14 protein-coding genes are annotated in these 15,411 nt (G+C 68.2%); 8 read left to right on the top strand and 6 right to left on the bottom strand.

Going from position 1 to position 15,411, the window contains the following annotated elements; genetic code table 11:
- Positions 1-71: 71 nt before the first annotated feature.
- Positions 72-2,084 (top strand): thioredoxin family protein, encoded by a 2,013-nt coding sequence (locus ABLE38_RS03760; protein ID WP_348972819.1) that lies wholly within the window; start codon positions 72-74, stop codon positions 2,082-2,084.
- Positions 2,085-2,106: 22 nt separating this feature from the next.
- Here the strand turns inward: ABLE38_RS03760 and ABLE38_RS03755 are convergent, their stop codons facing one another.
- The gene (locus ABLE38_RS03755; RefSeq protein ID WP_348972818.1) at positions 2,107-2,778 is read right to left on the bottom strand and encodes a hypothetical protein; all 672 of its coding nucleotides are present in this window, start codon (positions 2,776-2,778) and stop codon (positions 2,107-2,109) included.
- Positions 2,779-2,933: 155 nt separating this feature from the next.
- Here ABLE38_RS03755 and ABLE38_RS03750 point away from each other — a divergent pair, with 155 nt between their 5' ends.
- The 3 genes from ABLE38_RS03750 to ABLE38_RS03740 are packed head-to-tail and all read left to right on the top strand — an operon-like array spanning position 2,934 to position 6,134.
- A complete protein-coding gene (locus tag ABLE38_RS03750; RefSeq protein ID WP_348972817.1) occupies positions 2,934-4,370 on the top strand; it encodes a circularly permuted type 2 ATP-grasp protein in 1,437 nt (478 codons plus the stop codon).
- A 10-nt stretch (positions 4,371-4,380) separates the two neighbouring features.
- Entirely contained in the window at positions 4,381-5,316 is a 936-nt protein-coding gene (locus ABLE38_RS03745) for an alpha-E domain-containing protein (protein WP_348974442.1), read from the top strand.
- Between the two features lie 8 nt (positions 5,317-5,324).
- On the top strand, positions 5,325-6,134 hold the full coding sequence (locus ABLE38_RS03740) for a transglutaminase family protein (RefSeq protein ID WP_348972816.1): 810 nt from the start codon (positions 5,325-5,327) through the stop codon (positions 6,132-6,134).
- Between the two features lie 53 nt (positions 6,135-6,187).
- Here ABLE38_RS03740 and ABLE38_RS03735 read toward each other — a convergent pair whose 3' ends face one another.
- Both ABLE38_RS03735 and ABLE38_RS03730 read right to left on the bottom strand, forming a co-directional pair.
- The gene (locus ABLE38_RS03735) at positions 6,188-6,973 is read right to left on the bottom strand and encodes an arginyltransferase (RefSeq protein ID WP_348972815.1); all 786 of its coding nucleotides are present in this window, start codon (positions 6,971-6,973) and stop codon (positions 6,188-6,190) included.
- A 642-nt stretch (positions 6,974-7,615) separates the two neighbouring features.
- Entirely contained in the window at positions 7,616-8,860 is a 1,245-nt protein-coding gene (locus ABLE38_RS03730; protein ID WP_348972814.1) for a threonine ammonia-lyase, read from the bottom strand.
- Between the two features lie 125 nt (positions 8,861-8,985).
- Here ABLE38_RS03730 and ABLE38_RS03725 point away from each other — a divergent pair, with 125 nt between their 5' ends.
- Both ABLE38_RS03725 and ABLE38_RS03720 read left to right on the top strand, forming a co-directional pair.
- Positions 8,986-10,641, top strand: a complete 1,656-nt coding sequence (locus ABLE38_RS03725; RefSeq protein ID WP_348972813.1) for an amidohydrolase family protein — start codon at positions 8,986-8,988, stop codon at positions 10,639-10,641.
- A 1-nt stretch (position 10,642) separates the two neighbouring features.
- The gene (locus ABLE38_RS03720) at positions 10,643-11,302 is read left to right on the top strand and encodes an HPP family protein (RefSeq protein ID WP_348972812.1); all 660 of its coding nucleotides are present in this window, start codon (positions 10,643-10,645) and stop codon (positions 11,300-11,302) included.
- A 54-nt stretch (positions 11,303-11,356) separates the two neighbouring features.
- On the opposite strand, the gene ABLE38_RS03715 is transcribed toward ABLE38_RS03720, so the two are convergent.
- Entirely contained in the window at positions 11,357-12,070 is a 714-nt protein-coding gene (locus tag ABLE38_RS03715) for a response regulator transcription factor (RefSeq protein WP_348972811.1), read from the bottom strand.
- 162 nt (positions 12,071-12,232) lie between these two features.
- Positions 12,233-13,162, bottom strand: a complete 930-nt coding sequence (locus ABLE38_RS03710) for a LysR family transcriptional regulator (RefSeq protein WP_348972810.1) — start codon at positions 13,160-13,162, stop codon at positions 12,233-12,235.
- A 99-nt stretch (positions 13,163-13,261) separates the two neighbouring features.
- Between ABLE38_RS03710 and ABLE38_RS03705 the strand changes: the two genes are divergently transcribed.
- Together ABLE38_RS03705 and wrbA are read left to right on the top strand one after the other, a co-directional pair.
- Positions 13,262-13,960: a pirin family protein gene (locus tag ABLE38_RS03705; protein WP_348972809.1), complete on the top strand. Its 699-nt coding sequence runs from the start codon at positions 13,262-13,264 to the stop codon at positions 13,958-13,960.
- Positions 13,961-13,978: 18 nt separating this feature from the next.
- Positions 13,979-14,605 carry an NAD(P)H:quinone oxidoreductase gene (gene wrbA, locus ABLE38_RS03700; RefSeq protein WP_348972808.1) on the top strand — a complete coding sequence of 209 codons (627 nt, stop codon included), beginning with the start codon at positions 13,979-13,981 and terminating at the stop codon, positions 14,603-14,605.
- On the opposite strand, the gene ABLE38_RS03695 is transcribed toward wrbA, so the two are convergent.
- Positions 14,536-15,315 (bottom strand): M15 family metallopeptidase, encoded by a 780-nt coding sequence (locus ABLE38_RS03695; RefSeq protein WP_348972807.1) that lies wholly within the window; start codon positions 15,313-15,315, stop codon positions 14,536-14,538. The two genes, wrbA and ABLE38_RS03695, sit on opposite strands and share 70 nt — an antisense overlap.
- Positions 15,316-15,411 lie beyond the last annotated feature (96 nt).

Genomic DNA, 15,411 nt, shown 5'->3' with positions numbered 1-15,411 from the left:
CGACCTCCGGCGTGTGCAAATCCAGCCGGGCTGCTATTGGGCCAACAGCACTTCCACGGCAAGGACGCTCCATGACGGCGGTTCGTTTCGGATTGATGGCGTTTCTGATGTGGTTGTTCGCCGGCGTGGCCTTCGCCCAGGCGCCGGGCCAGCAGCATGTCGACATCCATTTGGTCGCCGAGACCGACCGTCCGGCGCCGGGCAGCGAAGTCACGCTCGCGCTCGCCTCGGTGCCCGAGCGCGGCTGGCACGCCTATTGGCTTAATCCGGGGGATGCGGGCCTGCCCGCGCGTGCCGAATGGATTCTGCCCAAGGGCGCAAGCACCGACGGGATCGCCTGGCCGGTGCCGCAGCGGCTGACGATCTCCGGGTTGATGAACTATGTCTATGAAGCGCCCTTCGCGCCGCTGGTCCGCCTCGCCGTGCCTGCGGGCGCGCAGGGCGCCTTCCCGGTGCGGGTGAAGCTCAATTATCTCGTTTGCTCCGATTCGATCTGCGTGCCCGGCAAGGCAGACCTTTCGACGACGCTGCAGATCGGCGACGGCGCGATCTCGCCCGAGCGCCGCGCGCAGTTCGACGGCTGGCGCGCCGCGCTGCCTCGGTCGCTTGGCATCGAGGGAAAGTACCAGGTCGGCGGCACGGCCGTGCGGCTGGCGCTTCCGATGCCCGCCGGGGCGCGGCTCGACGGCGACGGTTATTTCTTCCCCGCCACCCAAGGCGCGATCGACTATGCTGCGCCCCAGAAGGTGACGCGCGACGGCGACTGGGTGGTGGTCGAGACCAGCGGCAAGCCGGCGGGCCGCATCGAGGGCCTGCTGGCGTTCGGGAAGCAGGGCTTCTGGTTCCGCGTCGTGCCGGGCACGGTGCCCGCCGCCACGCCGGCCGCCGCCAGCCTGGGCGGCAGCGCCGCGCTGCTTGCCTTTCTCGGCGCGGTGCTCGGGGGGCTGATCCTCAACATCATGCCCTGCGTCTTCCCGATCCTCAGCCTCAAGGCGCTGAGCCTCGCCAAGTCCAATGCGGAAGGCGGCAATCCGCGCGGCGAGGCGCTGGCCTATACCGCGGGCGTGGTGCTGGTCTGCCTCGCGCTCGGCGGCGCGCTGCTCGCGTTGCGGGCAGGGGGCGCGACGCTCGGCTGGGCGTTCCAGCTCCAGGATCCGCGCGTGATCCTGGTGCTGCTCCTGCTCGTCACCGGGATCGCCTTCAACCTCGCCGGGCTGTTCGAGCTCTCCGCCCCCGGCTTCGTCAATCGCGCGGCATCGAAGGGCACCGGCGGCGCCTTCCTCACCGGCGCGCTCGCCGCCTTTGTCGCCACGCCCTGCACCGGCCCGTTCATGGGCGCGGCGCTGGGGGCGGCTCTGGTCCTGCCCTGGCCCGCTGCGCTCGCGGTGTTCGGCGGGCTCGGCCTCGGCATCGCGCTGCCCTTCCTGCTGCTCGGCTTCGTCCCTGCCTTCCGCCGGCTGCTGCCGCGGCCCGGCGCCTGGATGGAGACGCTGCGCCGCATCCTCGCCGTGCCGATGTTCCTCACCGCGCTGGCGCTCGCCTGGGTGCTGGGGCGGCAGGCGGGCGTTTCCGGCATGTCGATCGGCCTGGCCGCCGCGCTGCTCGCCACGTTCGGCCTGTGGTGGGCGGGGCTGCGCCAGCGCCGCGGCAAGTCGCTCGCCTGGCTGCCCGCCGCGCCGCTATTGCTAATCGCTATCAGCGCGGTGGCCTTCGTTCAGTTCGCGCCCGTGGAGAGCAAGGCCCTTTCCGGCGCCGAGAAGTTCAGCGAGGCCCGGCTCGCCGAGCTGACCGCGCAGGGCAAGCCCGTCTTCGCCTATTTCACCGCCGATTGGTGCCTTACCTGCAAGGTCAACGAGAAGGCGGTGATCGAGACCGGGGCGGTGCAAAAGGCGCTGGCCGACGGCAAGGTCACCGTGCTGATCGGCGACTGGACCGACGGCGATCCCGTGCTCGGTCGCTTCATCGAGAAGCACAACCGCGCCGGCGTGCCGCTCTATCTCTGGTACAAGCCCGGCCAGGCCGAGCCGCAGGTGCTGCCGCAGATCCTGACCCAGGCGATGCTGGAGGACCTCGCGCGGCAATAGCTGCGGCCCGGCTCCGGCCCGCTCAATAGGCTTCGGCGGCTTCCAGGCGCTCCGCCCGGGTGCGGCGGTGCTTGAACAGGCCGAACGCCGCCATTGCCAGCGCGATCACGCCGATGACGATCGCCGCGTACCGGCCGGTGTCGCTCGGGGCCAGGCCTTCGCCGCGGCCATTCTCGAACGGATCGATATAGACCGCGTTCGGCGCGACCTGGACATGGTCGCGGAATTCGCGGTCATGGCCGCTCACGTCGGAGCTCGACAGCACCTTGCCGTCGATCCGCATCAGCAAGCCCGCCGGGCCGGTGTCGACGGCCATCGCCTTGATCTGCTCGTCGTCGAGCCGGCCTTCCTGCATCAGCACGCCGATCGCCGGCGCATTGGTGTCCTTGGCGGTGGTCGCATAGATCGGCGCGAGCACATAATGGCTGGTCTCGGCGCCGCGCTTGGTGATGCTCAGCTCATAGCTGCTGCCGAGATCGACCTGGCCGGTGATCACCGCTTCCTGCGCGCTGTTGGTGTTGCGCGCGGCGTCGAACTTCTCGATCGTCACTTCCGCCGGCGGCTTGGCGGCGCGCTCCGCTGCCTTGGCGGCTTCCTTGTGCTGGTCGTCGATGAAGAAATAGATCGCGAAGGCGAGCACGAACGGCGCGAGCGCCAGGTACACGAATCCCGGCAGGCGAAAGAGCCACCACATCTTGCATTCCCCCCTTTTGCGCCGTGCCCCCTGGCCGGCGACTCGCCCGGAATGTGTCGGGTCGATCGTTACGGTGCAAGCATGCCCCCCCTTGTGCAGCGCAACAAAGCGTTGCAGCATGGAACTTGTCGGTCTTTCCGGCACTTGGGAGGCGCATGGCGGCAAGCGGGGCGTTCGACGAAATCTGGGGGCATGGCGGGCCTGAAAACCCGCGCGCCGAATTCGCCGCGCTGTCCGAATGGCTGGCCGATACCGATGCCGCGGAGCTGCAGCGCCGCCAGCAGTCCGCCGAGGCCGCCTTCCGCCAGCTCGGCATCACCTTCGCGGTCTATGGCGACAGCGACGCGGCCGAGCGGATCATCCCGTTCGACATCGTGCCCCGCGTTTTCCTTGCCGGCGAATGGGCGCGGCTCTCCGAGGGGCTCGAGCAGCGCGTCAACGCGATCAACGCCTTTCTCGAGGACATCTATGGCGAGCGGCGGATCCTCAAGGAAGGCATCATCCCGCCCGAGCTGATCTATCTCAACGAGCAGTTCCGCGCCGAAGTGGACGGCGTCCGCCCGCCCCACGGCGTCTGGGCGCATATCTGCGGCATCGACCTGGTGCGCACCGGGCCGGACCAGTTCTACGTCCTCGAGGACAATGCCCGCACCCCCTCGGGCGTGTCGTACATGCTCGAGAATCGCGAGGCGATGATCCGGCTGTGCCCCGAGCTGTTCCGCGATTTCCGCGTGGCGCCGGTCGACAGCTATCCGGACATGCTGCTCAAGACGATGCAGTCGGTCGCGCCGGGCAACAATCCCAAGCCGGTCTGCGTCGTGCTCACCCCCGGCCATTTCAACTCGGCCTATTACGAGCATTCGTTCCTCGCCGACTCGATGGGCGTCGAGCTGGTCGAGGCAGCGGACCTGGTGGTCGATGACGATGTCGTCTGGATGCAGACCATTGCGGGGCGCGTGAAGGTCGACGTCATCTATCGCCGCATCGACGACGATTTCCTCGATCCGCTGGTCTTCCGCCCCGATTCGATGCTCGGCGTGCCCGGCCTCATGGCCGCCTATCGCTCGGGCAATGTCGCGATCCTCAACGCGCCGGGCAACGGCATCGCCGACGACAAGGCGATCTACAGCTACATGCCCGAGATCGTCCGCTTCTATTCCGGCGGCGAGGCCAAGCTGCCCAATGTCGAGACCTATCGCTGCCGCGAGCCGCAGGCGCTGAAATACGTCCTCGAGCATCTGCCCGAACTGGTGGTCAAGCTGGTCGACGGGTCGGGCGGCTATGGCATGCTCGTCGGCCCCACCGCGACCCGCCAGGAGATCGCCGATTTCCGCGCCGCGCTGGTCGCCGAGCCGCACCGCTACATCGCCCAGCCGACGCTGGCGCTCTCCACCGTGCCGACCCTGGTCGAGCAGGGCCTCGCCCCGCGCCACGTCGATTTCCGCCCGTTCGTGCTCACCGGCAGCGACGGCGTCCGCGTCGCCCCCGGCGGGCTCACCCGCGTTGCCTTGCGCGAAGGCTCGCTGGTGGTGAACTCCAGCCAGGGCGGCGGCACCAAGGACAGCTTCGTGCTGCTCGATGACGGGGCGTGACGGCATGCTGATGCTCTCCCGCACCGCCGCCGCGCTCTACTGGCTGGGCCGCTATCTCGAGCGCGCGGACTTCATCGCCCGGCTGGTCGAGGCGACGATCCGCCTCGATGCGCTCTCCACCCGCCCGGCGGGCGAGGCGGCCTGGGAGAGCGCGCTCGCCGTCACCTATACCGACGAGGCCTTTGCCGCGACCGGCGAAGCCCTCACCCAGGCGCAGGTCGCCCGCTTCCTCACGCTCGACATGAGCCATCCCGGCTCGATCGTCCGCTGCCTCGAGATGGCGCGCAACAATGCCCGCGCCGTGCGCACCGCGCTCACCCGCGAGGCCTGGACCGCGATCAACCGCGCCTGGCTGATGACGCAGCAGCGCTCCTCGACCGGCGGCGCCATCCCCACGCTCAACCTGCTCGAGCAGGTCAAGGGCGAGACCCGCGGCTTCGAGGGCGCGATCCACCGGATGATGCGCAACGAGGCGACCCTGCTGATCCAGCTCGGCGCCGCGATCGAGCGGGCGGACAACACCGCGCGGCTCGTCGAGATCAAATATCACCTGCTCCTGCCCGAGGACGAGCAGGTCGGCGGCGTCGTCGATCGCGATCAGTGGAACACGATCCTGCAGACCGTATCGGCGGTGAACGCCTATCGCTGGCTCTACAATGACGGTCTCCAGCCCGCGAACGTCATCGACCTGCTGATCAGCCGCGCCGAGCTGCCGCGCAGCCTGGCGGCCTGTGTCGAGGAAGTCGTCGCGCTGCTCAACGCGCTCGCCAAGCGCACCGGGCTGCAGGGCGAGGCGGACCGCATGGCGCGCGCCCGCATGGCCCGGATGCAGAAGACCAGGACGCATGACGTGATCGTCTCCGGACTGCACGAGCATCTCGAGGCGTTCGTCGCGGAGAATGCCATGCTCGACGCCGCGATCGCCCGCCAGTTCAGGTTCATCTAGGAGCCGGCATGCGCATCGCGATCGACCACAAGACGCACTACCGGTTCAGCGAGCCCCAGGCCCGCATCGTCCAGATGCTGCGCCTGACGCCGTGCGACACGCAGGACCAGACCGTGGTCAGCTGGCTGGTCGGCGTCGATTGCGATGCCCGGCTGCGCGACAGCACCGATGGCTACGGCAACGCCGTGACGATGCTCTATGCCGAGGGCCCCATCGAGGCGCTCGACATCACCGTGACCGGCGAGGTGCTGACCAGCGAGAGCAACGGCGTCGTCCGCGGCAGCGCCGAGCCGCTGCCGCCGCTCTATTACCTGCGCAGCACCCCGCGGACCCGGGCGAGCGACGCGCTGTTCGTCTTCGCCGCGGACGGGGTCGGCACCAGCGGCGACCAGCTCGATCAGCTCCACAGCCTCAACGCCGCGCTCCACCAGCGCTTCCCCTGCGTGCCCGACCTGCCCGATGCCGGCTGCACCGCGGCCCAGGCGTTCGAGGCGGGCAAGGCAAGCTCGCGCGACGTTGCGCAGATGTTCATCGCCGCCGCGCGCGGGCTGATGGTGCCGGCGCGCTATGTCTCGGGCTACCGTGCCGAGGATGCCGCGCGCTCGGCGCCGCATGCCTGGGCAGAGGCGCATATCGCCGGGCTGGGCTGGGTCGGCTTCGATCCCTCGACCGGGCTCAGCCCCGACGAAAGCTATGTCCGCGCCGCGATCGGGCTCGATGCGAGCAGCGCCGCGGCCACCGGCGGCATGCGGATCGGGCAGGGGCAGGAGCAGCTCGCGATCGACCTGCACGTCGACCAGCTGGGGCGCGAGGAATAGGCTGACGCGAAGCTACCGCGAAAGCCGGGGAACGGCCCAAGTTCGGTGAAGACCTAAGCGAACGCCGAAACCGGCTGCGGCACCGGCATCGAGACCTGCATGTCCTCGTCTTCCAGCACCGTCCAGCCATTGGGGCCGAGCACTTCGATCGGGCGATAGCGCGTCTTGTACGCCATCCGCTCGCTGCCCTTCACCCAATAGCCCAGATAGACATAGGGCAGGCCGGCGGCCTGGCTGCGCAGGATGTGCTCCATGATGATGAAGTTGCCCAGGCCCGGGCGGCTCTCTTCATCGGCCAGGAAGAAGCTGTAGATCATCGACAGGCCGTCGGCCTGCTGGTCGGTGATGCAGGCGCCGACCAGGCGGCCGGGCTGGCCGTCGACCGAAGGCTCGCGATATTCGATCACATAGGAGCTGACCGGCGATTGCTCGACCATGTCGGCATAGTCGCCCTCGTCCATCGCCGCCATGCCGCCGCCGGGGTGGCGCGCGCTCAGATAGCGGTGGAGCAGCGCGAACTGCTCGTCGGTCGCCCAGGGCTTGCAGGCGGTGATCTCAAGGTCCGAGTGGCGCTTGAGCAGCTTGCGCTGGCTGGCATTGGGCTTGAACTGGTCGGCGACGACGCGAACCGAGACGCAGGCGGTGCAGCCCGCGCAGCTCGGCCGGTACGCGACCGACTGGCTGCGGCGAAAGCCGATGCGGCCCAGCGCGTCGTTCAGCTCGCCGGCATGCTGGCCCGAAAGCTCGGTGAAGATCTTCCGCTCCTGCCGGCCCGGCAGATACGGGCAGGGCGAGGGGCTGGTGACGAAGAACCGCGGAAAACGGGAAAGTGCAGTCACCCCTGATGCCCCTTTGCTCCGGCCGCTACGTTCGGCCTGATGCGCGGACTATGCTGCGGATTTTGAAGGATGAAAAGCGGCTTTACCATGAAAGAGGGTTAACGATTCACCACGCTCTCGGAGAGGGCGCGCATTAACCATTGGGCCGCGTAACACGCTGCCGGAAAAGCGGAATTTGCTCTGTGCCGCCATCATATCGCGTGCGGCGAATCGTGTGAATCCAGCGACGACTCAGTTCGTCGCGCGTGCGATTCGCTTCGTCGGGTTGGCGCAGAACAGAAGGAGTCCTGCGGAGTCGCGGGGGATTTTGGAAAGCAGATCCGGTCGCTGTTTTCTTCTTTCCCCGGCGAAGGCCGGGGCCCAGCCTTGAAAGTCACGCGCTTGGCGCGTCTTCGCCGCGCACGCTTAGTCTGGGCCTCGGCCTTCGCCGGGGAAAAGCATGTTGCAATGTAGGATTTCGCCTGCTTGGCTCACTCGGTCCTCGGACCGCTCTTTGCCTTGTAGGAAATATAGGATCGCCCGCGATCCGCGCGCCCGCAACCAAGTTGCGAAGGTCCCACCCGGCGCAAGACCATTGAGTGTCAGCGCTTTCGTGACTTTCCACGGCCGCGCGGCTGAGTCGCCGCGCGCCGCTGTAGGAAATCAGGCCAGCTCGACCAGTTGCACTTCATATTGCGCGCGCCGCAGCGCGGTCATCAGCCGGTCGAGATGGTCGCGATCGCGCGTCTCGCACTCCACGTCCAGGCTCAGGCCCTTGGCCGGCAGGTTGGTGAAGATGCGCTGGTGTGAAAGCTCGAGGATGTTGACCGAGAGCTGCTCGAAGATCTGCGCCACCTTGTAGAGCGCGCCCGGCCGATCCTGCAGGCGGATGCGCAGCCGCGCCATCCGGCCCGAGCGGGCGAGGTCGCGCAGCAGCACATAGGCGAGCAGCCGCGGATCGATATTGCCGCCGCACAGGATGATGCCGACGGTCTTGCCCTTGAAGCGCTGCGGCTCGGCGAGCAGCGCGGCCAGCCCGGCGGCGCCGGCACCCTCGACCACGGTCTTCTCGATCTGGAGCAGCAGGCTCACCGACTCTTCCAGCCGGCGCTCGCTCACCAGCACGATGTCGTCGACCAGCGCCTCGACCAGCTTGGAGGTGATGCCGCCCGGCTCCTTCACGGCGATGCCCTCGGCCAGCGTGTCGCCGGCGCAGGGCATGTCGGTGTGGTGTATGCGGTTGTACATCGAGGGGTAGAGCTCGGCCTGCACGCCGATCACCTCGATGTCGCGCCCCTCGGACTTCGCCACCGTGGCGCAGCCCGAGATCAGGCCGCCGCCGCCGATCGGGATCACCAGCGTGTCGATCCCCGGCACGTCGGCCAGCATCTCGAGCGCCACCGTGCCCTGGCCGGCGATGACGCGCGGATCGTCGAACGGGTGGACGAAGGTGAAGCCGTGCTCGGCCTCGAGCTTGCGGGAATGGGCATAGGCGGCGTCGAACGTCTCGCCTTCCAGGATCACGTTGGCGCCGTGCCCCTCGGTCTGCATCACCTTCACGATCGGGGTGTTCTTGGGCATCACGATCGTGCTGGGGATGCCTAGCCGGGTGGCGTGATAGGCCAGGCCCTGGGCATGGTTGCCGGCCGATGCCGCGATCACGCCCTTGGAGCGCGCTTCCTCGTCGAGCTGGAGCAGCGTGTTGAGCGCCCCGCGCTCCTTGTACGCCGCGGTGAACTGGAGGTTCTCGAACTTGAGATAGACCGTCGCGCCGGTCAGTTCCGACAGCGTCTTGCTCACCAGCGTCGGCGTCCGCACGATCTGACCGGCAATGCGCGCCTGTGCGGCGCGGACGTCGTCGATCGAAACGGGCAGCGGCGCATGCGCCGAAAGGGTCTTGGTGGCCATATCCCGCCTCGCCTAGACCATCTGGCCGCGAGGGGAAACCACGCTTCTCCTTTGGGCCCCATGTGCTGGGGGCATGACGGCGGCGCATCTGGCGCGGGGCGGGAACAGGCCCTATGCCCGGCGCCATGCTGAAGCGCCTCCTGCGGCTGTTCGCCGCGCTCGCCCTCCTCCTCGCTCCTGCCACCGCCATGGCGGACGGGCTGATCGACAATATCAACGGCATGACGCTGGACGAGAAGGGCGATGTCGTCCGCTTCAACGGCATCCTGTTCAACCATGACGGCGTGATCACCCAGATCCTGAAGCGCGAGGACAAGCGGCCGAAAAAGGTCGAGTGGCGGATCGACATGGGCGGCAAGACGCTGCTGCCCGGCATGATCGACGCGCATGGCCATGTCATGGGCCTCGGCCAGCAGCTCCTGCTGCTCGATCTCTCGGCCACCAAGACGCTCGATGAGGCACTGGCGAAGATCAAGGCCTATGCCGATGCCAACCCGACCAAGTGGATCCTCGGCGGCGGCTGGAACCAGGAGATCTGGAAGCTCGGCCGCTTCCCGACCGCGGCGGAGCTCGACAAGGTCGTCGCGGATCGCCCGGTCTGGCTCGAGCGCGTCGACGGCCATGCCGCCTGGGGCAACAGCCGCGCGCTCCAGATCGCCAGCATCACCGCCGCGACCAAGGATCCCGCCGGCGGCCGCATCGAGCGCGACGCCAAGGGCGCACCCTCCGGCGTGTTCGTCGACGGTGCCCGGGCGCTGGTCGAGAAGTTCATCCCCAAGCCGACGCCGCGCGAGCGCAACGCCGCGTTCCTGGCGGCGCAGGACCGGCTGCTCGCGCTCGGCATCACCGCGACCACCGACATGGGCAGCAGCGTCGATGATTGGCTCACCTTCCGCCGCATGGCCGATCTCGGCCAGCTGCGCGTCCGCATCATGAGCTATGCCAGCGGCGTCGAGACCGCACTGGCGGTGGCGGGGCAGGGGCCGACGCCCTGGCTCTACGCCGACAAGCTGCGCATGGGCGGGATCAAGCTCTATGCCGATGGCGCGCTGGGCAGCCGCGGCGCCTGGCTCAAGGCCGAGTATAGCGACGCGCCGGGGAACAAGGGACTCGGCTTCCTCAGCGACGACCAGCTGCTCAACATGATGGCGCGCGGCGCGATGGACGGCTTCCAGATCGCCGTCCATGCGATCGGCGACCGTGCCAACCAGCAGGTCCTCGACGCGGTCGAGGTGCTGTCGGACACGTACAAGGACGATCGCCGCTGGCGGATCGAGCATGCCCAGATCGTCGATCCCAAGGATCTGCCGCGCTTCGCCAAGCTCGGCGTCATCGCCTCGATGCAGCCGGTGCACCAGACCAGCGACATGAACATGGCCGAGGCGCGGCTGGGCAAGGACCGGCTCGCCGGCGCCTATGCCTGGAAGACGATGCTCGCCAACGGCACCCACATCGCCTTCGGCTCGGACTATCCGGTCGAGAGCCCCGATCCCTGGGCGGGCTGGGCCGTGTCTTTCACCCGCACCGACGCCAACGGCCAGCCGTTCGGCGGCTGGCGGGTCGAGGAAGCGGTGACCCGCGAGCAGGGCTGGGCGGGCTTCACCACCGGCGCCGCCTGGGCCGGCTTTGCCGAGAAGCTGATCGGCCGCCTGGCGCCCGGCATGCGCGCCGACTTCATCGTCGTCGACCGCGACCCGATGCTCGCCGCGCCGGCCGACCTGCGCGCCACCCAGGTGCTCGAGACCTGGGTCGGCGGCGCACGCGTCTATGTGAAGAAGTAAGATGGCGCTGCCCCGGCTGAAGCTCGCCGGCGCTACCTGGCGCGACCGCGGCATGGCGTGCCTGGCCGCGGCGGCGGCGATCGCCTTTTCGGGGGCGCTGACCACCTGGCTGGCGGGGCATCATGTCGCGCTGCTGATGGCCGGCTCGGTCGGCGCCTCGGCGGTGTTGCTGTTCGCGGTGCCGTCGAGCCCGCTCGGCCAGCCCTGGCCGATCATCGGCGGCACGGTGATCTCGCTCGCCTGCGGCATCCTGGCGGTGCAGCTATTGGGTCATGGCGCCCTGGCGGCGGGGCTGGCGGTGGGGCTTGCGATCCTGCTCATGTCGGCGACGCGCTGCCTGCATCCGCCGGGCGGCGGTGCGGCACTGATCGCGGTGATCGGCAGCCCCGAGGTGCTGGCTCGAGGTTACGGGTTTGCGCTGGTGCCGGGCGCGCTGAACGCAGTGCTGCTGGTGCTGGCCGGCATCGCCTATCACCGCTTCTCGGGCCACAGCTATCCGCACCGCCCGGTGCCGGCCCCGGGCGATCCGCGCGTCCTGCCCGAGGACATCGATGCGGCGCTGGCGGAAGCGCAGGAGAGCTTCGACGTCAACCGCGAGGATCTCGCGGCGCTGCTCGAGGCGGCCGAGCGCCACGCGATCGCCCGCCGCAAGGGCAAATAGAAAGGCCGCGGTCCTTGCGAACCGCGGCCTTTGCCGACCCCGTTTGGTAGTGCGTCAGGCGACGGCCGAAACCGGCTCCTGCTCCTCGGCGCCGTCCGGCTCGCGCAGCACATAGCCGCGGCCCCAGACGGTCTCGATATAGTTGTCGCCTTCACATGCCATGCTGAGCTTCTTGCGCAGCTTGCAGATGAACACGTCGATGATCTTGAGCTCGGGCTCGTCCATGCCGCCATAGAGGTGGTTCAGGAACATTTCCTTGGTGAGCGTCGTACCCTTGCGGAGCGAGAGCAGCTCCAACATCGCATATTCCTTGCCGGTCAGATGCACGCGGGCGCCATCGACCTCGACCGTCTTGGCGTCGAGATTGACCGCCAGCTTGCCGGTGCGGATGACCGACTGGCTGTGGCCCTTCGAGCGGCGGACGACGGCATGGATGCGGGCGACCAGCTCTTCGCGGTGGAAGGGCTTGGTCACGTAATCGTCGGCACCGAAGCCGAACGAGCGCACCTTGCTGTCCATCTCGTTGATGCCCGACAGGATCAGGACCGGCGTCTGCACGCGGGCGACCCGGACCTTCTTCAGAACGTCATACCCGTGCATGTCGGGCAGGTTCAGGTCGAGCAGGATGATGTCGTAGTCATAGAGCTTGGCCAGGTCCAAGCCCTCCTCACCGAGGTCCGTCGTATAGACGTTGAAACCCTCGGTGGTGAGCATCAGCTCGATTGCCTTGGCAGTGCTCGGCTCGTCTTCGATCAGCAGCACGCGCATCGTCAAAGTTCCCTCTGCCCGCAGGCTGCCTTGCCCCATGAAAGGCATGCCTCGGAGCGATTCATTAACCTAAGCGTGTCTGAAGGCAAAAGGTTAATTTCTCCCTAACCGGCCTGACTCCACGAGTCGTAGGGAATCTACCTAGTGGCGGACTCAGAACCGTTACGGAGTCGAGTCATTTCGGTGGAATTCACCACAGGTCTTGCGCAGGCGATCGGAGAGGAATTCGATCAGCGCTTCCACCCGCGCCGGGCGCAGCGTGCCGGGGGGCGTCAGCAGATGCAGCGCCGCCGCGCTCGCCGACCAATCCTCCAGCACTGCCTCCAGCCGGCCGGTCGCCAGCTCCTCGCCGATCAGGAAGTCGGGCAGGCGGGCGATGCCCAGGCCGGCGCGAAGCGCGGGGATCATCGCGTCGCCGCTGTCGGTGCGGATCGGCCCGTCGATGCGCACCGCGGCTTCCTCGCCCCCCGCCTTGCGGAAGCGCCACATGTCCGGATTGGAGGTGTTCGTGTAGGCGAAGCAGGCATGATGGGCGAGGTCGGCGGGATGACGCGGGCGCCCGGCCTTGTCGAAATAGCCGGGGGCGCCGACGATGTGCATCACCATCGGCCCCAGCCGCCGCGCGCGCAGCGAGCTGTCGGGCAGTTCGGCGATGCGCAGCGCGATGTCGATCCCCTCGCCGACGATGTCGACGAACGCATCGGACAGGCGCAGCTCGACCTTGATGCCCGGATAGAGCGTCATGAAGTCGGCCAGCGCCGGCGCCACCGCCTGGATGCCGAAGGTGAGCGGCGCGGCCACGCGCACCAGCCCCGCCGGCGCGCTGGCGGATTCGAACGCGGCTTCCTCCGCTGCGGTGCCTTCGTTGAGGATGCGCTGGGCATGCTCGGCCAGGCTGCGGCCGCTGTCGGTCAGCGTCAGCCGGCGCGAGGTGCGGTGGAACAGCATCGTGCCCAGGCGCGCTTCGAGCCGGGTGATCGCCTTGGAGACGGTCGCCTTGGACACCGCCAGCGCATCGGCGGCACCCGAGAAGGAGCGATGCTCGACCACCGCGGCGAAAACGGCCCAGGCCTCGAAGTCCGGTAGCTTCATGACGCTGGCGTAACACGGAAACGATCGGTTTCCAACGTTTCCATTTACGGTGCGATCGGCCGCCTTATCTTCCTGCTCAACACAGGAGGTTCAAACCCCATGATCGACAAACGACCTTTCGAGAGTCTCGGCCATGCCAACCATGGCTGGCTCAATGCCCGCCACCATTTCAGCTTCGCCGACTATTATGATCCGAGCCGCATGAGCTGGGGTGCGCTGCGCGTCTGGAACGACGATGAGATTGCCGCCGGCGCTGGCTTCCCGCCGCACCCGCACGAGGACATGGAGATCATCACCTATGTCCGTAAGGGCGCGATCACGCACCAGGACTCGATGGGCAACAAGGGCCGCACCGGCGCCGGCGATGTCCAGGTGATGAGTGCGGGCACCGGCGTGCGCCATGCCGAGTACAACCTCGAGCCGGAGCAGACGACGCTCTTCCAGATCTGGATCATGCCGCGCGAGCGGGGCGGCCAGCCGAGCTGGGGCGCCAAGCCGTTTCCAAAGGGCGATCGCTCGGGCAAGTTCGTGACGCTCGCCAGCGGCTTTGCCGAGGATGAGGACGCGCTGCCGATCCGGGCCGATGCCCGGGTGCTCGGCGCCACGCTCAAGGCCGGCGAGAGCGTCACCCACCAAGTGGGTGCCAATCGTCACGCCTATCTGGTCCCCGCGGTCGGCACGATCGAGATCGACGGCGAGCGCGTGAATGCCCGAGACGGGGCCGCGCTGACCAGTGGCCAGACCTACACCATCACCGCGATCGAGGACGCCGAAATCGTCCTGGTCGACAGCGAATAATCAGGAAGGGAAGCAAACATGTCCAAGATCCTCGTTCTCTATTACTCGTCCTATGGTCACCTCGCGAAGATGGCCGACGCCGTCGCCGAGGGCGCCCGCAGCGCCGGCGCCACGGTGGATGTCCGCCGCGTGCCCGAGACCGCGCCGTTCGAAGTGGCGCAGGCCGCCGGCTTTGTCGCCGATCACAGCCACCCGGTGCTCGAGGACGTCAACGAGCTCGCCAATTATGACGGCATCATCGTCGGTGCGCCGACCCGCTTCGGCCGGATGGCGAGCCAGATGGCATCGTTCTGGGATCGCGCCGGCGGCGTCTGGTTCCAGGGCCAGCTGAATGGCAAGATCGGCGGCGCCTTCACCTCGACCGCGACCCAGCATGGCGGCCAGGAGACGACGCTCTTCTCGATCATCACCAACCTGCTGCACTTCGGGCTGACGATCGTCGGCCTCGACTATGGCTATCAGGGCCAGGGCGGCGTCGACGAAGTGAAGGGCGGCTCGCCCTACGGCGCGACCACCATCTCGGACTCGGACGGCAGCCGCCTGCCGAGCCAGGCCGAGCTGGACGGCGCCCGCTATCAGGGCCGCAAGGTCGCCGAATTGGCCAACAAGATCGCGGCCCCCCACCGCGAAGTCGAGACCGCGTAAACTCCCCCTCCTGGCGCGGTCTCCAGGGACGGCGGCCGACCTTCGGGTCCGGCCGCCGTTTTGGTATCTGCGCGGGTGACGGCGGGGAGCGCGGGGTAGCTTGCCTGGGCCGGGGCGAAGCGGGCGCGGGCAGCCTGCGTCCACGGCACCGCGCGGCGGCCAACCCAGCGCCAGTGCCAGGGCTCCCAGCCCACGCCTTGCTTGTTGCCGGCGGGGAAGGAGAGCTCGAAGCCGAACTCCGGCGCGCGGCGCATCAGCCATTGGCCGCCCGCGGTCAGCGCGAAGCACTGCTTCACCGCCCGGCAATCGCCGCCGCGCTGGACGAAGTCGATCGCATAACCGGTCGCATGCTCGCTATAGCCCGGCGGTGCCACGAAGCGCGCCCGCAGCGCCGCGACCGAATCGCAGTCGCGCGCGCCGGCGCAGAACACTCGGCGCTGGTAGGTAACCGAGCGGAAGCAGGAAACGGCGCCCAGGTCGATCCCCTCGGCGCGGGCGGCGGCGAGCAACTGCTCCAGGTCGAACACGGTTTCGCGCGCCATCGTGCAGCCGGTGAGGCTGGGCACTGGCATCAGCGTCGCCGGATCCGCCTCGGCATAGGCGATGTGATTGAACAGGCGCGCGGAAGCCGCGGCGGGCGGCGGCGAGTCCTCCGCGGCATGGGCAGCCATCGGCGCGAGCAGCAACAAGGCGAGGGCGGAGATACGCATACGCAACCCCAACATGCTGCCGGCCCAACACGCTGCCGGGACGGGCATCAACCGTTCAAACGCCGTTCAAGCAAAAAAGGTCACGCAACCCTGCGC

The sequence above is a fragment of the Sphingomonas sp. KR3-1 genome, from assembly GCF_040049295.1.
Taxonomy (GTDB): Bacteria; Pseudomonadota; Alphaproteobacteria; order Sphingomonadales; family Sphingomonadaceae; genus Sphingomonas.
The sequence above is the reverse complement of the archived record's forward strand: the minus strand, read 5'-3'. Positions and strand labels throughout refer to the sequence as shown.